This is a genomic window from Paenibacillus amylolyticus (genome assembly GCF_047302515.1).
Classification (GTDB): Bacteria; Bacillota; Bacilli; order Paenibacillales; family Paenibacillaceae; genus Paenibacillus; species Paenibacillus amylolyticus_G.
Window position 1 is genome coordinate 2746249 of sequence record NZ_CP168019.1, and the last position, 20179, is coordinate 2766427.

Below are 20179 nucleotides of genomic sequence, written 5' to 3' on the forward strand. Positions count from 1 at the left end.
ATGCATATCGTAATGCTGTGCGGCGGCTCTGGCAAAAGGCTCTGGCCGTTATCCAATGAGCTTCGCTCCAAGCTGTTCATAGATATACTTCCATCACCCGCTGGAGGTAGGGAATCCATGATCAGCAGAGTATGCCGCCAGCTTGACAGTTCATCCCTAACGGATTCAACACTCATTATTTCACATCAAGATCAGGCTAATATTACGGCACGACATACTCAAGGCAAAATACCAGTCATTGGGGAACCTTATAAACGAGGCACTTTTACTGCGGCGGCCTTAGCGACGTTATATCTGCAATCCTTCCGAATGGCCAAGGATGACGATGTGATCTGTATCGCGCCAGCTGATGTGTTCGCAGGTGAAGATTTTTTCAGCAACTTCCAATTACTGCCGGACATATTGAAACATTCTCAAGCCGAGATCGCTTTAATTGGGACAAGGCCTACACATGCTTCAGAACAGTATGGATACATCCTGCCGGGTGGAGAAGAACGTAATGCTTATGCGCCCATAACACAATTTATAGAAAAACCCGAAGCCACCATTGCTGAAACTCTGCTACAACGTGGGGCACTATGGAACTGCGGTGTGTACGCATTCACCGTCGCGTTTATGATATCCCATATTAAAAAAATGGGGCTTCCGGTTCATTATGATCAATTGTCGTCCCTGTATGAAGCGTTACCTGAACGCAGTTTTGACAAGCATGTTGCAGAAAAGGTACAGCGGGCCGTAGTCCTGCCTTATAAGGGAGTATGGCAGGATATCGGAAGCTGGGATACGCTGTGCGCACAGTTAGATACCCATGTAATCGGACACGGTGGAATCTCGGGTTCTTCCTCCGATTCCTATATTATTAACGAGCTTCCCTACCCCATCCAAGTCATTGGCGTGCCAGGTATTATCGCTGCCGCAAGTCCGGATGGCATTCTCATTGCCAACAAAAATAATTCAAATGAAATTAAAGCCCAATTGGGTAACTGGCCATTAAAACCGATGTATGGTGAAGCAACCTGGGGCAGTTATCGTGTCATTGAGAGTTCGTTAGACGATGAGAATACAACTGTAACCACATTAAACATAACGGTTCTACCGGGCAAACATATCGGGTTGAACTGGCATAGAACTGGGTGTAGAGCATGGACCGTGCTTGCAGGCAGTGGGCAAGTGCTTGTCAACGGAAAGGTCATGCAAGTGAGTACGAGCAATCAGTTCGTGATTACCAAGGAGAGTCTCTTTTCTATTCTGGCTGAAACCAGGATGGTGATCCTTGAGGTCCGGATCGGAGTAACAGAGGATAAAGACAATATACTTTTTGAAGAAGAAGATTGGAATGTAATTCTAAAAAGTGCAGGTTCATCTAACGCTTAATGGGAGAATGAACCGATTCAATCTGCATGTCTTATAGCCCCTTCCATTCGCGGAAGGGGCTCATTAGCATATTTAAGGGAAACCTGACACTTCTTCTCCCTACATCTTAGTTAAACAACTTGCGAAGTTCCTCTACTTCCAGACGTGCAACTGGCTGGTAAGCGGAACTTTGTACATAACGCTGGAAGCTGTATAACAACTGTCTGCCCTCCAATGTAGTCATCAGACGCTCCAGATTCAGCGCTCCCATCAGCACTCTCCCCTTCCGGACCCGACACTCCATCAACAGGCCGAGCTTGTGGTTTCGCTCAAAATTGTCAATGGTCTGCACGATCGGATTCAAGTCTTTATCCAACTCATCCAAGATGATTGATGACGACTCGGACACGATGCTCCACCACGGATAAGTTGAGTGCTCCTCTGTGACAAAATGTTCGAAGGCCGGATGATCCTGTTGAATTAACAAGCCCATTGTGCCCACAGGAACTTCTCTTTTCATATTCTCCGAGATGGATCGGAACATAGGGTAAGACCAGAAATCGGTGCTATAGAAACCTTGGATCGCGTGTTGAAGCTGGTCGGGATTTGGGAAAAGCATGATATCCTCTCCCTGCTCTAGCAACACCAGCGCTACTTCGGAGAGTTCGGTAAAGAGATTTAATCCGGTCAATTCCACGTCCAGTTGGCTCGGGTAGGCCCAAAGGTCATAGGACTTACGGATATCCGTGCCCGGAATAGACAATCTCAGCTCCGCTTTGCTCATATTGGAGACTTCCGGGATACGAATGCTGAGATCCGTGATACTCACATAATGTTCTCCATGGAACGCTGGCAGGTCTGCTTTCCCTTCCATTAGGACGCTTCCTTCGATCTGCTCCCTTTCGAGTTCCCATTTCAGTTGAAGTCCATCCAACGCTTGTCTCCGGAAGTAACTCAGTTCAATGCGTGCTTGGAACAATTCACCCGCTTGATAATTATATTTGGGGAATCTCGCCAGCAGCACAGCATCGGAACAGAACGTTCTCCATTCCTCAGGTGTGATCATGCCTTTGGAATCCATGAATGCGTCCAGTACACCCACCAGCGCTGTTCCCTGACCACTGAAATCCTGGAGATCCAGCAGCTGGAACCCTGCTAGTTGCTGCGAACGAAAAGCAGCTTCCAGTTCTTCCTTGTAACATGCGACCGCGAGTTTACCAGAGGCTCTGAAGTATGCTTCCGCCAGATGTCCCAGCCCTTTGGCATTCAGACGCTCTCGAAACACTTCGAAATTCTTGGCTTTGAGAGAACCCGTATACTTGTTGATCTCCTCGAAATTAGGAAACGTGGCGTACTGTCCAATTTCATGCGAGATGATTGGTAAGTGTGAGACAAGTTGGTCACTTCCAGCTTCGGCCTGCACTGTTTTGGAACCTGTCCCATACTGAATCTGAATCTCTTTGTCCCCAGTCTGACCAGATGGGTCAGCATCGCTGCCTTGCTCAGGTACAATGTTTGAATCGTAATCTTTCAATGTATTTGGCAGGTCGGTCTGCACGTGACCGAGCGGAGCATCACACATCGCATATGAACCTCTGAACAGGCGCTCTTTGGAGAAACGAACCCCGCAGAAGAATTCACTTTCCTCTAGAATATCCGGCACAAACTGAAAGTTATTGGAACCTTCGGTGTATAGATGACGGCTGTCATATGCTTTGTATGCCTTCAGGATCGAATTCAATCTATCCTTGCTTCCCCATAGTTCATTCCCCATGGACATCATGACAAACGAAGGATGATTACCAAAAGCTCGCAGCATCGCAAATCCCTCGCTAATCAAGTAATCCTGCTCTGCTTGATTGTGTCCATCTGAGGATTCATCCGTAATGGTTCCCCAGAACGGAAGCTCAGGTTCCATGTATATCCCCAATAAATCCGCTGCAATAAAAGCAGCCTCCGGAGGACAACAGGTATGGAAACGGTAGTGATTGATGCCGTAAGACTTGGAGGTGGCGAGAATGCGAACCCATTCATCCACATCTGTTGGCGCGTATCCCGTGAGCGGAAAGATCAGCCCGTCATGTTTGCCTCGAAGAAACGTTTTCCGACCATTAATGGTGAATTTGTCTCCATCCGCCCGGAACTCTCGTAGTCCTGTCCATACTTCTGTGGAGTCCAGCACTTCGCCGTCCTGATCTTGCAGATGAATGTGAAGTTGGTACACATTAGGTTCATCATCACTCCACAACATCGCATCTTCGCCGATCTTGTACGTCAGCTGAATCTCCTGCGAATCCGGGGTGAAAACCTGTTCCTCCGTCGTATACACCGGATCTGCACTGACAGCAACAGCCGATACCACGATTCGCACTCCTTGTAGGTCACCGACAAGCGCTGCCTTAATGTCGAAAGATCGAGTCGCCAGAAAGGGGTAAACTTGAACATTATCCAGGAAAACTCGCTCGAAAAATTGAAGTTCCAATTTCCCGGTGATGCCGTTCCAATTCGTCTGTGTGTCTTCCGATGTAAGGTGACCACCTTTGGTTGGATAATCGGTATTGTCCACTCGAATCGTAATTGTATGTGTTCCAGCGGTTAGCCCTGTCTCGATCTCGTATTGGTGAGGTGTGTTCAGACTGTTTTGCGTTCCCCATTCCACCCCATCGATCCAGACCGTGGTAACTCTTGTTCGTTCCAGATGCAAGAAGCAACGTTTGCCAGCCAAGTGTTCGGGAATTTCAATCTCTCGTGAAAACCAGGCATAACCCTCAAATAAATACTCATCCGTCAGCGCACCGATTAACACATTTTCGTTTTTCTTGCCCTTCGCCGCATGAGATGTGGTATTTGGCAATGTAATGACGTCTGAGAAATTCAGACCGGTTTCCACCTTATTTTCATCGAGTTGGAGTTTCCAGACACCTTCCAGATTTAGTGCAGCTATCATTGTATTGTCCCCTTTTATATTCAACTAATCGATACAAGTAATCGCTTCCAAGTAACAGAAACCGTTTTCGGAAAACATACCTGTATTATAAACTCGATTGACCTTCTCGCATAGATCATTTACAAATAAAAAAGCCGCCAATACTGGCGACATCTTAGGGATACATATGCTGTATCCTGAGCAATTTTAAAATATGGTAGGAACCATGCCCCCGTCCATCCGGATGGGAGATCCTCTAAAGGCTGGAGCATACGGGCTGCATACAAAAGTCGCGAGTCTGCCTATTTCACTTGGTTTGATGAATCGCTGTAATTCGGACTGAGGCAGATTGCTCTTCATAAAATCATTCTCTTTTTCCTCAAAAGTCAGCGCCTCATCAGGGTATATGCCCTCAATGATCTCACGTACATTTTCCGACAGTGTCGGCCCTGGAAGGATCGTATTGATCGTAACCTCGGTCCCTGCTGTCAGTTTGGACAAACTTTTGGATAATGACAGCAACATCGACTTAGTCATGCAATATTGCGGCATCTGGCCTGAGGGCATAAGGGCTTCTTCACTAGCTATGAAAATAATACGCCCGTCATTGTTCTTCACCATTTTAGGTAAATAAAATTGAGACAAGCCATTGGCAGCCAGAACATTGGTACGGAAATACCTCTCCCACACTTCATCGTTCACGTCTTCATAACTCATGATCTCATATATGCCCATGCTATTCACTAAAATATCAACCTCAGGAAATTTCTCGAATAAAGCTTGTCTTTGCTCCCGATCCACAAGATCAGCCGTAGCCTTTTGCGGAGAGGTCTCCGGAAAAGTGGATTTGATTTCACGAACGGTTCGTTCCACCTCTTCATCATTACGTCCATTAATCAGAACATGAACACCTTCTCGGGCGAGTTCTATAGCAATCGCTTTACCGATCCCTTTTGTTGATCCTGTAACTAAGGCTGTTTTCTCTTTTAGTCCCATATCCATCCTGCATGTCTCCTTCTTGATTACAACTATCCGGCAGCGGCTTCTAGTAACATTGCCAACAGCTTCATGCACCGGATAGGTATGATATTACGCAGTATGAGGAGCCTAGTAACTAGCACATTGCGCCAGAATTATTGCCTTACACGCCAATTTGAAGGTGTATCCCCTTCCCAATTTCGGAACGCACGATAGAACGAATTTTGGTCTTCATATCCAACCAGGAATGCCACTTCTTTGATATCGAGCGAAGGATCTGCAAGGTACTCTCGGGCCTGCTCACGTCTGGCCTCGGTTAATAATTGCTTGAAGTTCGTGTTTTCCTCCGTCAGTCGCCGCTGCAAAGTACGATCACTCATGCGAAGCTCTTTGGCGACCATCTGAATGTCAGGGCGCTTTCCAATAAGGCTACGTTTCATGATCCATTTGACCACTTCAGTAACGGAACGATTGCTCTCTTGTTCGTCCAGCGACCGATCCAGAGCCGGGGTCAGAATCTCCAGTAACTCCTCGTTATACGATAGAAATGGAAGGCTCAGATCTTTCCGTTCCAGCGTCAGCCGATTATAGTTGGAATTCGTATCGACTCGGCAGCCGAAGTAAGCCTCAAGGGTGGCCACATCACCCATCGGTTGGGAGAACTCAACCCGTTTTGCAATCAAAGGCTGTCCTGTACCCCTCCGTCCAAGTTCGATCAGAAATGCCAGCGTAATACCGACCAGTAATGGCGGACCTGGTTGCTCCTTATGTAACCATTCGAGTTCAATGAACCATTCCTCACCTGCTTCGGTAATCTGCAAACTCTCGGGAGGACACATTTGCTTGTAACGCACCATGCGATTCAACGCATCACGATAATCACGAGCATGGTACATCGCCAGTACAGGCGGAGGATACTTCGATATTTCATATCTGGTTGCAAGTTTGATGATGCCCTCGGCGGTGTCCCCAATGAGATCAGAGTAGGCCTGCCAGATTGCGAAGTATTGAGATTGGGTCACTACAGGTTGATTTATCGTCTCAAGAGATAGTTGTGCTGCGCGAGCGATGTCATCAGCACCAATCCCTAATTGATGTAATCCAGCCCAAAAGCCTGGATGAACTTTAATTCGATCATTCGGTTGAGGTTGCATGTATACAGACTCCTTTAACTTGTTCCATTATTATTCTGATTTCTAATTATAGAATGGATGCACCTATTTTTGAATCTTACCTCAGCGAGCCATTTCGGGTAATACGAAAACACGACTACCCATGAAGGGTCAGTCGTGTTCAAGTCAATCATTCAGTATATTATGAAAGAATGCACATTTGTTTGCCATTTTTACAATGTTAGCTACTCGTTCAACGCAGTTTTGATCAGGGCATTCACCCGTGAGTTAAACAGTAGACCGATATGGGATACGAGGGAAACCGAAACGTTGTTCGCCCCGTTCAAGCGTGAAAGTACCGGGGACACAATCGTGTCACTGGTGGAATAGATCGAAGTCACCTTTATTCCACTCGGAGCTGTCGTTGTGGTCAATCGATTAGCCCCGCCAAGGGTAATTAACTTATCCACTTTGGAAGCGCCTCCACGGTTAAGTATGTAATAGAGACTATTAGCTCCACCCATGCTATGAGCTATAATATTGACTTTTGTATGACCCGTTTCGCGCAGAACATCATCTACGAATCGACTAATTGCTGCGGAGTTCAACAGCTGGTTTCCTTGTTTGCTAGGAAGGTCAATCGCGAATAATTCGTCTCTTGTCCACCCTTGGCTACGCAAATAACTCTCAATTGCTGTAAAATTGCTATCTGAACCGGTCAATCCATGTACCAATACAATGGGTGTACGTGCCGTAGCTGCAGAAGCCTTTGAACTCGATCCTATTCCAGTTATTGATAAGGCAAGGATCATACTCATGAATGCAACAAGTATTAATTTGGTCTTTTTCACTTCATTCACTCTCCTGTAAAATGTTTTATATTCCATATATTACAATCTAACATATGGAATATAAATGAACCTTTAGTCTCATTTTTACAGGATTGTCTAAAGTATACTACAACTAACATGATTACATTTTTATCAAACCTAGTTCTCTACTTCTTATCCTTCAACGATGTCTGCACGTAGATCCGTTGCAATCTCAATCATTTTGGGTACAATAGCTTCGTTAGAAATAGCTACATACAGATCCCCCATGTACAAACGAAAAGCAATCTGTGCACCCTCAAGGTCCCACATAAAAAAGTCCCCCTCGATGGTCATGGTGCTCTCAGCTCCTACAATGTTAAGAACCGGTGAATAGGTAAAATCGGGTTGGGATTCGAAGTAGAGTTTGCACTCTTCCAGCGAGATGGATTGTTCGGTATTACTATCTTGCATGGATCGAGTAATTCGAAAACGTTGATTCATTGATTTGCCTCCAAAACTTTATTAATATATACATGTTCCACAGCATTATATTTTCTCATTTCCGTCTTCCACTGTCAAAACCATACATGCTCTATTCTTTGAATTCATATATACTAAATACAGTGCACAACGAATTTCTACAATCAGGAGGAGTCAAATCAATATGTTGAAAACAGAATTCATTGATGTACTATCTATAGTCTCACATAAATTATATGATTCGGCTGCTAATGTTATGGACACGGCAAGCAGGTTAATTCCTGCAAATACGTTTTGTATCGCCCAGTTGGATCACTTATCCACCAAAGTTCTGAACGTATATAATCGTGACAAACTAATTCTGGGTGAGGGGCTGGTCGTTGATAACGCCGAGTCATACTGTGCACTTGTGACTGAACATTCCCAAGGCCCGTTAGTAATCAAAAATAATCTAACCCATCCATTAACCAGACATATGGACGCAACCGAATTCGTAGGTGGATGCTCATTTGTCGGTGTGCCTATACATAATGAAAACGGAGAAATCTACGGCTCCCTTTGCTCATTTGATCAGGATTTCTATTCCTATCAACAAAAGGACGTGGATCTGCTTCTCTCCTTGTCTTCATTTTTCACGAGTCTTCTTGAGATGGAAACAACTCTGCAACAGTTAAAACAGGCGGAAGAAACCGCTGCAAAAGTGCTGGAAGAGAAGAAAAATCTCTTAGCCGTCCTTAGCCACGAAATCCGTACCCCGATGAATGGTGTTCTTGCAATGGCAAATCTATTGCAATCTACCAAGCTGAATGAGGATCAATCGTTATATGTTAATGTCATAGAGTCTAGTGGAACCAGTCTGCTATCCATGATGGATCAAATTCTCGACTATTCCAAAGCAGAAGCGGGTGCGATCTCTCTGGAGATTAACCCCTACAGTGTCATTAAAACCGTCGACCATGTACTCCAGTTATTCTCATCTGAAGCACAGAAAAAAGGTATCCGATTATACGCAGAATACGATATAAATGATCATTTGATGCTTATAGGCGATCAGCAAAAAGTCCGTCAGATCCTAATCAATCTTGTTGGCAATGCGTTGAAATTCACGGAGCAAGGTGAAGTATGCATCTCTACGCAGGTATCTGCTGATCCAGAAGGTACACTCCATGCATCTTATGAGATAATAGATACGGGCATCGGCATCCCCCAGGATCGCCAAGATCTATTGTTCAAATCCTATTCGCAAATTCACGGCAACTCCGGAAAGTATGGTGGAGCGGGGCTAGGCCTATCCATCTGTAAACAACTCGCTGAATTGATGGGTGGGATTGTATGGCTTAAAGAAACAAGTCACTTGGGCAGTCGGTTTGCCTTTAATATTTCCAGCGCGTCACCAACGTCCATGCAAATCTCTGAATGAGGAATATATTATTCTATCTGAAACAGATAGGAGGTATATACGTTGACACAATTTCTGGATGCAAGATCTTCGCAAAATGCTGCGTTGTTTAATTCCATTTCTATACCGATTCCAGTGATTAATACGCCTCAACTATTTGCACAGATTGGTCTGCAAACGGTTGGAGCTGGAGCCAATCCACGAGTTTCATTAAAAGGAACCATTACGGTGCGACTACCGCTTGCACTCTTTCAAGTCAGAATTACCATTGTTAGAGGCACCGTTGCTACTGATCCGATCGTTTACTCTGCTAACTTCACGTATGGTTTAAGTGGTCTCCTTAACCCCGAAGTTATCATGTTCTCTGCCAACGACTATAATCCACCGATCTCTGCTCAAATAACGTACACTGCATTTATCAGTACCAACCTGCTCGGAACGGTGCGGGTCGGCCCTGAGAGTTTCGACGGATTTATCGTTTCGGATTAGAATGAATACGTCCACCCCCGTACTTTTATCCTGTTTTTACATAGGGTTAAGGTATGGGGGTGTTTCATTTAATTTAAATTAGTTTCCAAAATATACATCCAGCTTACCCGTGGGTGGTGTTGTCGCCATCCACACTGCTGCCAGATTATCAGGACTAACTGTGGCTGCCGTTATGTAGTCTCCGATCAAAATTGTAGGCATCGGGGAGTTACCATTGGGATTAAAGGATGTAGTTGTGATCCGACGGTTGGTGAAACTTGCACCTCCATTGAACGATTCTGCAACAAAAACGTCCAGTAGGAAGCCGTCAATTCGATTGCTGTAATAAATGACCCGGATTGTCCCCGCAAACGGTGATACGGTTATTGAAGGAAAGAAGTTCTGCGTACCTGGAGGTGCGCCTGTAATACTGATCGGGTCTGACCACAGGAGACCATCCGGAGATTCGCAGAGTAATACATCGGTATAGCCAGCTCGTGCATCATTCCATACGGCATATACGGTTCCACTGTTAGGTCCAACGGAAATATCTGCTCCCAGACTTAGATTAGTCTGTACCCGAAAAGCGTAATTCGGTACAGGTAAAGGTGAAGGTGCGGGTACAACAGATGATATAAACGTTGCCTGTCGCTCGATTGGGGGCTGATAAGTAATTCCTCCATCGTATGAAATACGCAAAAGCGCAGAGGGACTGGCAGGCCCCGTTATGATATACCCTGCATAGACTTCACCCGAGAATCCAATAGCCAGCGCTGCACGGTCATGAATTCCTCGCGGATTGGACTGTCGGTCAGGTGGCTCCCAGGTTAGCCCCTGCGAGACAGACCGTTGTGTAAATATAGCGGAAGAAGTCGTGGCAAGTGGTGTATACCCGACATATGCATTGCCTCGATATGGGCTACCTGGGGAACGATCTACAGCTATATAAGGCTCATCATTATGAACAATGGTACCGAAACCCGCCTGTACGATAACCGGTGGCTGCCAGGTTACTCCATCATCAAATGAAGTATAACTTGCAATCGTTCCATCATTGATCCCGTTAAACAAATGAACGGTGACGATAAAGGTACTTGGAAACGTATAGTCAATTGTTGGTGCTTCTGCTCCTGAATACTCTACTGGTTGTGGTAGTACTGTTGTGGACCAGATACTACCTCCATCAATGGAACGATAAAATCCGGTCAATGTTGGTCCGGTGCTGGTATCCACAGCGACTACGCACATAATATTCGGGTTCAGCGTATTCACCGCAATCGAAGGTTCGAATTGATTGCCTGCCAAAGCCCCAGTAATATTCACAACTACCATCTGCTCACCTCAATTCTTCTACGGGATATTTGTGAATCGGTCAATTAATGTCATCTCCGATTGAAGCACACGCTGGATGATCTGACCTGTAGAATTAACACCGTATACATGGATGACTGTGCTTGTAGCACTAAAATAATCACTTTGCACCTCGTAAAAAGCGGCATTGATCAGTGGATAGATCAAGGTTCTTGTCGCTTGAGGCAGTAATTCAAACAGATCATGACCAATCGCAATACGTGCAGTTTGAGTAGTATCCCACCTGAAAACCTCAAGCTCAATATTAACGGGAGCATTAAGAGAATCGTTAATGCAAGTCACGATGAGCTGCGTGGACTGAGTAGCACCCGTGGTCGGATTGTATATAAAACCCGTAGAGTTTGGCAAAAAGCACACTCCTTCCGCAATGTATAGTAAAGTATATTACGATTCTTGCTTCCAATATGACTAAACTTCGACTCTTATATTGGAACGATATGAAAATTTTGTTATGCTACATATGCTAGATTACTAGATTATTTTTGAAGCAAGAATCTACTATTATGTACCGAGTTGGAGGAAAGAGACGATGTTCATTAAGCGTGTAGGAAAAATTGCTGCGGTTACAGTGATTACTCTCTCTGTACTTGGAAGCACCCCAAATATCGGTGGAGCCTATGCTGCCCCGGCCATTTCAGTACACTTGGATGATGTTCCCCTGAAGTTTGATGCAGCTCCACGTATTGATAGAGGTGTCACTTACGTTCCGTTTCGGACAGTCGGTGAAGCCCTAGGTATTGATATTACCTGGAACAGCAAATCACAGACTGTAAAAGCGACGAACACGGTGAAAGGACAAACTACCGAGGTACTATTACAAGTTGGCAGCACCACGGCGACCGTAAATGGAAAAAAAGTTACACTCGCAGCAGCACCCGTTCAGCGGGAGGGCCGAGTACTTATTCCATTAAGTTCATTCAGTAACCAATTCGGTGTACAAGTAAGCTGGAATCAAGCAACCAAGACGGTTTCCCTTGTCTCCCCACAACGCGAGATGCACCTGAGAGCCTTTTATGCATTGCAATCCTTTCAAGAAAAGGACCTTATTACTTCCATGAATTCCGTAGCCTTTGGCTGGAGTCGCATTGATCGTGAAGGTCAGTTCACGCTCCAGGGGGATGAGTACCGTCTCCCTGCTGCTGCGGGTGATATCACACCGCAGTCCATCGTTGCTGACGCAGCAGATCAACAGATCCAACCACAGCTTATGGTGTATGCCTTGGATGGAAACGGAGAACTGACCAAAGTTTTGAGCGACAGCAGTCTGCGGCAGAAATCGATTGAAGGCATAACTGCTGCTGTCGCAGAGCATGGTTTTGGCGGAGTTGTTCTGGATTTTGAAGGACTGGGCTTTAAACTGGATGCAGTAGAACAACAGAAGCTGCTCAATGCTTACGTGAAACAACTAAAGAGTTCCTTGCCCCAGGACACAGCTTTATCTCTGGCGGTACCGCCGTTAAATAGTGCTTATAAAGGTTATGATTACAAAACACTTGCCTCTATTGCAGATGATCTTATCATTATGGCCTATCAGTATAATCCGGTTGGCACCAAGTCTCAAGTACCTGAGCCAAATAGTCTTGTGGATCAGGCAATTCAATTAGCCATACAGGCCGGTGTCCCAAAGAGCAAGCTTCTGCTCGGTATCAGTCTAAGCAGTGAAACGCCGTCCTCTGTTGATGATAAGCTGGGTCTCGCCAAACGTTATGACCTCAAAGGAGCCGCGTTCTGGCGTCTGGGTCTGTTCCGTTCCTACAATACAAAGATGGAAGATGCCGTGAATGTTTCTGTGATCAAAGAGTAAACTTTCTGACTGGATGCAGCTCACTTAACTAAAAGAAGGACCTCGCCTCTGGTACTCAGAGCTTGGTCCTTCTTTCTCCATATCATTTCACTTCATAAATTTATCCACACTTCCAAATACAAGCTTCACAATCTGGGTAGGACCAGGCAAACGGGGCTGAAAGAGAAGAATGATCCCAATTACTGCTGCCACAGCAGTAATTCCCGCGCTCACTATTCTGGCTCGTTTCTCTTTGCTGCTCTTCCACTCTCCATACACTATCGCAGTCGCCAGCAGCAAAATACCAAGGATTGAGCCTAGTTTCATGCAATCACCTCTCTTCTCAGGCTTGTACAGTAGCCGATTCTGTTCAACTTTCGTCCTCATTAGGTATCCCCTGTGGTCCTGTTGATTTTCCGGTACGTACTACATGTGCATCTACGTTGACTTGCACGTCCATATCAGGATAGATGGTTTCCCAGTTCTTCTCCTGCGCCTTCCATTGATGCGGGTAATATCTGCGGAATTCAACTGCGAATTTGAAGAAATCGGAGCGCAGCTCTTTCTGGGACATGACTAAAGCATCATGAGCCAAAGATGTGAGCTTAGCCGACCATTCCTTTTCCAGTTTAGTTAATACAGCAGGATCAGTCAGATTCGCATCCGTCGTATTTAACACCACTTCTCCCCTGGTTTGGATGTCGACCTTCATACTCCACTGTTGGTTTACAATTCGCGGCTTCAAGGAGGTTTTATTTTCAATGAGTCTTATCGAGAAAGAACCCTCTAACGGCTCAAACTCAACAGGCATGATAATGCTGTTCAGTTCTTTTGCAAGTAGTAATACACCCACGCTTAGTGGTTCTTTGATCGTCTTGACATAACGATCCTTCTTATACATACTCAGACCTTTCACATATGGCGTAGTCGTCAGTTTATCCTGATCGGGCTCCGGGGGTAAGATTAACATGCGAGATAAAATGGCAGAACTGCTCGGACCTTCAATAGATTTAGCCAGTTCAAGGGCAGTAACACGTGTACCTAACTTCAGATTGGCCATCTCACGCAACGATTCAGCAGAACTTCGCTCCAGTGGATCAAGTAACGCAAGGATATCTTTCGCAGCCTTTTCGCTGGAAAAGACATATGCATGCTCCCTGAACTGAGGGTAACGCAGGAAGAAATCGATATACTCGCGGATACCGCGTTTGCCGGCTTGCTCACTAATGATTATGACTTCGCAGTGGCCCCAGAACATATTCCGGGGAACTTTACGTTGTAACCGATTCAATGCCTCGGCAATTGTACGTCCTTCCGCTGTTCGAATCATTGTTACTCCGCTTGGACTGCCTCCACTCCCACTGCTATCTCCTGCACTCGCCTTTCGCGGAATGAAAATCTGTGAAGTCAATTGTACTTTACCATCTTCATAATCTATCCCTGTAGCCAGCACGATAGCCAAATCGTTAATCTCGATACGATCCCAGCATCCACTTAAAAGCACACAACACAATATTGGCATTAGTAGTACTCTATATATTCGCAAGTGCTCCTCCCCCATCAATCAGGTGTTCGCTCGATTCTTCCGAAAATGTGCCCACCCTTTCTTCAGCCATGCGACACCGTAGATCATAGCCGGAAGGATTAATAAAATGCTTATTGTATACAAGTTGGCTGAAGCGCTAACCAAACTGGAAACACCAGATCCACCCGACACAACCCAGTAAGCAAATACCATGCACAGGAACGAAAGTGGACCAACCACAGGTTTGTAGTCTCGCAAACCAAACCATTCCGCGGTTGATGTAGCAAAGATATATAGAAAAACGGAAATTTTAACGAAAATACCGAAAATCCAGATAGCAATAATAAGGGATTCGATATGCTGCAAAAAGTCCGCAATGGTTATGTATCTTGCTGCGATCATGACCGGAAATACAAATGTATCCGTCAAATCACCAATTAAAAACAGGCAAAACAGATTGGTAACTGTCATCGCAGTTGTTGTAAACACAAGGGAACCCAGCATGACCCGGGTTATTCGTTTTTTTTCATTCACATAAGGTAGCAGAAATGCCAACACGATATATTCACTAAACCATGCAGCCGGTGCAGCAGCCCCCGTAATAATGGGAATTGGACCCTTCTCCATAAAAGGAAACAGCTCGGCAGGATTCAGTTCACCAATCAATAATATAAAGATCAAAGCCAGCAGCACGATCAGCAGGGTAACAAACACCTGAGCGGTTCGTCCGACAACTTCGATCCCGAGTCTGACATTAATCGCACATACAACAACCATCGTACCCATCACAACAAACAAAGGTGTACGCGGAAGTGCATTATTGACAATGAATTCACCGTATTCCCGAATAATCAAGCCCGTCAGGTGGGGCAAGAAAGCGATATAGATCAGACCGAATAACTTGCCCGGAATCCGACCAATGATCAATACACTGGATTGAATGAGCGTTTTTCCTGGGTACAGACGATCAAGTCCAACGGAAATACCAATGGCAGCCAATCCAACGATTGAACCTATAATTGGAGTCATCCACATGTCATGTCCTGCATAGTGCATTGTAATTCCAGGCACAGACAGGATAGCCGTCGCGAGAATGGCGGGAAAGACCATAAATGCCAATTGAGTCACCGATATTTTCCCTTTGTCCGTCAACATATGTAATCCCGCTCCCTTGTTTGCTCGAAATGTAGATTGTTCTAGTGTGGTTTGTTCCTTGGGGATGGACGCCACCATACATCCTTAAGTTCCTTAGCCATCGTAGGTGCTACCGGTGAGAGATAAGGTGTTCCAAATGAACGAAGACTGCTCAGATGAATGACAACCAAGATGACTCCCAGCATGACACCCGTGAGTCCCAGTGTTCCTGCAAGAAACATCATGGGAAAACGTAGTAGACGGGTCGCGATGCTGGCAGCATAGCGAGGGATCATGAAAGAAGCGATACCGGTAATCGCGACAATGATAATCATGGGGGCTGAGACAATTCCGGCACTCGTCGCCGCTTGCCCAATAATTAAGGCTCCCACGATACTGACCGCTGATCCGACCTGCTTGGGCAATCGGACGCCAGCCTCACGCAATGCTTCAAAGGCAATTTCCATAATGAGCGCTTCCACCAGGGCAGGAAAAGGGATCTCTTCTCTCGCCCGAGCAATACTGAGAAGCAATACGGTAGGAATCATCTCCTGATGAAACGTCGTGATCGCTACATAAGCCGATGGAAGCAGCATGGATAAAACAAAAAAACTGTATCGCAGCCAGCGTACAAAAACACTCATGAATACATTTTGATAATAATCTTCGGGGGATTGTAACATGGAAAAAATGGTTACTGGCGCGATAAGGGTGAACGGCGTTCCGTCAACGAGAATAGCAAACCGACCTTCCAGCAAGTTGGAAACAACGACATCCGGGCGCTCCGTCGCAATCATCTGTGGAAATGGTGAATATCGCTGGTCAACAATGCCTTCTTCAATGTACTGACTCTCCAGTACATCTCGGAGCTTTAAATCGCCAAGTCGTGTCTGCACTTCCTTAACAAGTTTGGGATCAATAATACCCTCCATGTATACAAGTGAAATACTGGTGTTTGTACGTTCTCCCATGTTACGTGTATGAATCTTCAATACAGGTGTCTTGAGACGTTTACGCAGTAAAGACATATTCATGGTCAACGACTCTGTGAACCCATCCCGTGCACCACGCACGGTCGATTCAGCTAACGGTTCTTCCGTTGAACGATTTGCAGCTAGGTATAGAGGGTATGTAGTTCCGCCTATTGAACCGTCCAGCAGTAACAGAGCTTCCCCTTCAAATATGGCCTGTACTGCCTGAGTAGTCGTTTCAACTTGCTTAACAGAAGCTAGGGGAACTTGCGCAGTTTTGATCCCCATTTCCTGAAGGGGCGTTAGTACCTGTCGTTCCAGCCGCTCCGTATCGCATACACCAACACAATATACGCATAACGCTGATGTAAGACACGCGGTTTGGAATGTATGAAATACAACGTCCGAGCAACCCGCAAAAACGGAGCGTAACATTTCTTGATCAATAACAAGTTGTCCGGTTAATGGCAGGTCCTGTTGTGTTATCGCTGATGTGTCCATGACGCCTCCCCTTTCCGTGAACGCTCCGTCCAGATATTCTCAGTTAAAGGTATCCTTTACTTATCAGATGGGATATATACGCAAAATATAGAATGCCAAAAAAGCCGCCCTCATGAGCGACTCTGATGATATAGAACACTATTCATTCCTATGAATCCGTTGATCTTGCTCACTGCAAATCCCTATTTTCTATATATCCCTATCCTTTCACAGCACCCAAAGCAACACTCCCAATAATCTGTTTGGAAAATACAGAGAATACAATAATAATAGGCAGGATAGAGATTGCTACACCCAAATACAAGAGCCCATAATCCATCCCATAGTACCCCTGCACTAGCGCAACCAATACCGGAAGCGGATATTTATCCAGGGAGAAAAACAGCACAAGCGGTGTTAGGAAATTATTCCACGATCCGATAAACGTGAATATGCCAAGGGCGGCGATTGCCGGCCCCAGAATAGGCAGCACAATCTGATTGAACGTCCGGAACTCACCGGCACTGTCCACCCGTGCAGATTCAATAATCTCATCCGGGATGCTGCTCTCCATGAACTCTTTGATAAAAAATACATTAAACGCGTTAGCCGCAGCAGGCAAAATAATTGCGGCATAACTATCCAGAAGTCCCATTATGCTGAATAGTCGATATACGCCAATTAAAGCCAGTTGACCCGGTACCATCATGGTTGCTAACAGAAACAGGAACAATCCGTTTCTTCCTTTGAATTTAAATTTAGCAAATCCATACGCAGTTAGAGCCCCAATATACAGAGATAATACGGTCGATGTTCCGGCAATAAATATGCTGTTGGCAAACCCACGCCATATATTGATTTTGGATACCATGTTCATATAGTTATCAACCAAGAATGATCCAGGGAGAAATGTAAAGGTCGAAGCAATCGTTGCATTATTATGTGTTGAATAGATGAGCATCAGATAAAATGGAATAATGCACAGCACGGCAAGACCAATCAATAAAAGATAGATGATGATCTTGCCTGCCGTCAGTCGCCTTGTGGTGGCATATTGCTGAATCGCTGCATTTGGTTGTTCAACTGATTTTGCAGTTTGCATGAGAACTCCCCTCCCTATGAACGGCTCTTCCGCTTGGTCATGATGAAGGATGCAACGGACAACAGTATGATGATAATAAACAGACAAAATGCGATTGCAGCGCCGTAACCAAAACGAGTGCTCTGAAATGCGACATTATAGAGATACATAATGCTTGTCATGGCTGCCCTGTCAGGACCACCATTGCCATTGGTTAATGTAAATGGCTGATCAAAAATCTGAATGCCACCAATTATGGATGTGATCATCTGAAACAGAATAATTGGACGGAGCATTGGCACGATGATATGAATGAAAATATGTTTCTTTTTCGCTCCATCCATCTGGGCAGCTTCCAGTAGCGACGGGTCTATCCCCTGAAGACCAGCTAGGTAGATGACCATGGAATAGCCGAAGTATTGAAAAAACAAAATGGATGATACAATCAGACGCATAAACCACGGATCATTTTTCCAGTTAATTGGATCTTGTATGATTCCGGTCTGCACCAAAAAATGATTCAATCCGCCAGACTGCCAGTCAAAAATCAGGCTGACAAGCAACCCAAGGGATGCAGCCGTTACGATATTCGGAAAAAAGTATACGGCCCTGAAAAAGTCCCGTCCTTTGAGCAGCTTATCATTCAAAATAAAGGCCAACACCAGGGAGATCGTCAGCTGCGGAACGACAGATACGCCCCAGATGAATAACGTATTAAACAAGGTTTTGTAGAACAACGGGTCTTGTAGTACGGCGACGTAGTTACCGATCCCTACAAAGTCAGGCGTCGTGATGCCATCAAAGTTAGTAAAACTGATATAAAGCGAATATAAAATGGGATACAGCCCAAAAGTGGTGAAAATAATAAAAAACGGAGCAATGAAGTAGTAGCCGTAATGGTCCTTGCGAATCGTTTTGGCAAACATGTTCTATCCCCCCAGTTATCATCGGATGTGTATATTCAATTGCTTACTTCTAAGCTAATCCACTTCCAGTTCCGGAAATCTCAAGGTAACATCACGTTTGATTCGCTTTACGACTTCTTCCTTGGTCTGAATGTCCTTATTGAGATATAACTGGAGTACAATCTTGTAGATATCATTGTTAATCGTGGCATCATATTTGGTGCGTTCGTATACAGGTACCCGTTTTGCAGCCTCCGAGAAAAACTCGAAATGCTTCTGTCCTCCCAAATAGGACGATGAGAGAGACGGGGCAAGTTTATCATTCACAACCATGTTACTGGTGAAATAATCCTGCTCTTTCGCTAACTCGGACAGAAAGTCGTGGTCAAAATTATAGAACTCAATAAACTTCCAGGCCAAATCCTTTTTCTCACTTTTACTGTACATCGCGATATAGGTTCCACCTGAACTAAAGGCTGACGGTCCCTGGGCTAAGCCCCACATGCCTTCGGTATCCGGAGCGTTTGCCTTGAACGTATATTGCAAACCCCAGGTTGCCCCGGGATAGAACATGACCTCTCCTTTTTGCATGGATGCAGCGTAACCGGCACTTCCATCTTCATACTCGGCAAGTACATTCCGCTCACGTGCTTCACGTACAAGATCGAGCACTTCCAAGTACGTTGGATCGATGACAAGTTTGCCGTCCTTCACCCAAGGTATACCATCATATGAATTCGATATAGCATTCCAATTCGCCAATGCATGTACTTTATTCCCGCTAAGTTGCTGTACCTTCTCTCCAATCTCGAAGATCTTCTCCCATGTATTGATCTGTGAACCCACCTTCTCAGGATCATCAGTGCCCAGATATTTCTTCGCCAAATCCCGACGATAATAGATGCCCCCTGGTGTTCCCTGATAACCTATCGCTCTGACATTTCCCTCACTGTCCTGTTCATTGGCCTGAACAAAAGCATATTGTTCCTGGATAAGTTCATTGGCGTTATACGGCGAAGCTGATAGATTCTCCAGATATGGAACGTCAATCAGTTCTCGAATATTTGCATTTTCAATCATAAATACATCTGGAGCCTTCGAGGTTGTCTGTAGCGCAGATTTCAGCTTGGTGATATAGAAATTACCGGGGATGTTGACAAAGTTCACTTTGATGTCAGGATATTTCTGTTCGAATTTCTCAATGGCGTACCCTGCTTCATCCGTAAAACTCCACACAGTAATCTCCTGTTGTTTGGTTTGACTCGATGGGCTGAACTGACAACCAGCTAACAACATCGCTGCACATACCAATACAATAGTTGGCTTAAACCACTTCTTCATAGGCCCCCTCCTTCAAAAAGGAAACGCTTACAATTTATTAGAGTATATTGATTTTGGAGA

General features: G+C 45.2%; 18 protein-coding genes. 4 read left to right on the forward strand and 14 right to left on the reverse strand.

Translation table 11 applies throughout. From position 1 onward, the window contains the following. Positions 1-1374, forward strand: a complete 1374-nt coding sequence (locus ACDJ59_RS11710; protein ID WP_413409019.1) for a sugar phosphate nucleotidyltransferase — start codon at positions 1-3, stop codon at positions 1372-1374. Positions 1375-1480: 106 nt separating this feature from the next. Here ACDJ59_RS11710 and ACDJ59_RS11715 read toward each other — a convergent pair whose 3' ends face one another. From ACDJ59_RS11715 to ACDJ59_RS11735, 5 genes are all read right to left on the reverse strand, one after another. Next, on the reverse strand, positions 1481-4300 hold the full coding sequence (locus ACDJ59_RS11715; protein ID WP_413409021.1) for a glycoside hydrolase family 2 TIM barrel-domain containing protein: 2820 nt from the start codon (positions 4298-4300) through the stop codon (positions 1481-1483). Positions 4301-4486: 186 nt separating this feature from the next. Further along, positions 4487-5281 carry an SDR family NAD(P)-dependent oxidoreductase gene (locus ACDJ59_RS11720; RefSeq protein ID WP_413409022.1) on the reverse strand — a complete coding sequence of 265 codons (795 nt, stop codon included), beginning with the start codon at positions 5279-5281 and terminating at the stop codon, positions 4487-4489. A 131-nt stretch (positions 5282-5412) separates the two neighbouring features. Then, positions 5413-6411: a helix-turn-helix domain-containing protein gene (locus tag ACDJ59_RS11725; protein WP_413409023.1), complete on the reverse strand. Its 999-nt coding sequence runs from the start codon at positions 6409-6411 to the stop codon at positions 5413-5415. Positions 6412-6614: 203 nt separating this feature from the next. Further along, the gene (locus ACDJ59_RS11730; RefSeq protein WP_124114605.1) at positions 6615-7220 is read right to left on the reverse strand and encodes an esterase/lipase family protein; all 606 of its coding nucleotides are present in this window, start codon (positions 7218-7220) and stop codon (positions 6615-6617) included. A gap of 153 nt (positions 7221-7373) precedes the next feature. Beyond that, positions 7374-7682 (reverse strand): hypothetical protein, encoded by a 309-nt coding sequence (locus ACDJ59_RS11735; RefSeq protein ID WP_413409024.1) that lies wholly within the window; start codon positions 7680-7682, stop codon positions 7374-7376. Between the two features lie 163 nt (positions 7683-7845). Here ACDJ59_RS11735 and ACDJ59_RS11740 point away from each other — a divergent pair, with 163 nt between their 5' ends. Then, positions 7846-9081 carry an ATP-binding protein gene (locus tag ACDJ59_RS11740; RefSeq protein WP_413409025.1) on the forward strand — a complete coding sequence of 412 codons (1236 nt, stop codon included), beginning with the start codon at positions 7846-7848 and terminating at the stop codon, positions 9079-9081. Between the two features lie 42 nt (positions 9082-9123). Next, complete coding sequence (locus ACDJ59_RS11745; RefSeq protein ID WP_339301338.1) at positions 9124-9549, forward strand: hypothetical protein; 426 nt, start codon at positions 9124-9126, stop codon at positions 9547-9549. Positions 9550-9627: 78 nt separating this feature from the next. On the opposite strand, the gene ACDJ59_RS11750 is transcribed toward ACDJ59_RS11745, so the two are convergent. Together ACDJ59_RS11750 and ACDJ59_RS11755 are read right to left on the reverse strand one after the other, a co-directional pair. Next, positions 9628-10860 carry a sialidase family protein gene (locus ACDJ59_RS11750; RefSeq protein WP_413409027.1) on the reverse strand — a complete coding sequence of 411 codons (1233 nt, stop codon included), beginning with the start codon at positions 10858-10860 and terminating at the stop codon, positions 9628-9630. A gap of 18 nt (positions 10861-10878) precedes the next feature. Further along, the gene (locus tag ACDJ59_RS11755) at positions 10879-11247 is read right to left on the reverse strand and encodes a hypothetical protein (protein ID WP_413409029.1); all 369 of its coding nucleotides are present in this window, start codon (positions 11245-11247) and stop codon (positions 10879-10881) included. Between the two features lie 181 nt (positions 11248-11428). Here ACDJ59_RS11755 and ACDJ59_RS11760 point away from each other — a divergent pair, with 181 nt between their 5' ends. After that, a complete protein-coding gene (locus tag ACDJ59_RS11760) occupies positions 11429-12703 on the forward strand; it encodes a stalk domain-containing protein (RefSeq protein WP_413409030.1) in 1275 nt (424 codons plus the stop codon). Between the two features lie 87 nt (positions 12704-12790). Here ACDJ59_RS11760 and ACDJ59_RS11765 read toward each other — a convergent pair whose 3' ends face one another. The 7 genes from ACDJ59_RS11765 to ACDJ59_RS11795 form a co-directional block, all read right to left on the reverse strand. Further along, positions 12791-13069, reverse strand: coding sequence for a hypothetical protein (locus ACDJ59_RS11765; RefSeq protein WP_413409031.1), 279 nt, complete (start codon positions 13067-13069; stop codon positions 12791-12793). Further along, positions 13053-14204, reverse strand: a complete 1152-nt coding sequence (locus tag ACDJ59_RS11770) for a Ger(x)C family spore germination protein (protein ID WP_413409032.1) — start codon at positions 14202-14204, stop codon at positions 13053-13055. The genes ACDJ59_RS11765 and ACDJ59_RS11770 overlap by 17 nt, the downstream gene beginning before the upstream one ends. 42 nt (positions 14205-14246) lie before the next feature. Then, on the reverse strand, positions 14247-15362 hold the full coding sequence (locus ACDJ59_RS11775; protein ID WP_341007343.1) for an endospore germination permease: 1116 nt from the start codon (positions 15360-15362) through the stop codon (positions 14247-14249). Between the two features lie 41 nt (positions 15363-15403). Continuing rightward, complete coding sequence (locus tag ACDJ59_RS11780) at positions 15404-16813, reverse strand: spore germination protein (RefSeq protein WP_413409034.1); 1410 nt, start codon at positions 16811-16813, stop codon at positions 15404-15406. Between the two features lie 199 nt (positions 16814-17012). Then, the gene (locus tag ACDJ59_RS11785) at positions 17013-17894 is read right to left on the reverse strand and encodes a carbohydrate ABC transporter permease (protein ID WP_413409035.1); all 882 of its coding nucleotides are present in this window, start codon (positions 17892-17894) and stop codon (positions 17013-17015) included. 14 nt (positions 17895-17908) lie between these two features. Further along, complete coding sequence (locus ACDJ59_RS11790) at positions 17909-18799, reverse strand: carbohydrate ABC transporter permease (RefSeq protein ID WP_036608160.1); 891 nt, start codon at positions 18797-18799, stop codon at positions 17909-17911. A gap of 54 nt (positions 18800-18853) precedes the next feature. Next, entirely contained in the window at positions 18854-20119 is a 1266-nt protein-coding gene (locus ACDJ59_RS11795) for an ABC transporter substrate-binding protein (protein ID WP_413409036.1), read from the reverse strand. Positions 20120-20179: the final 60 nt, after the last annotated feature.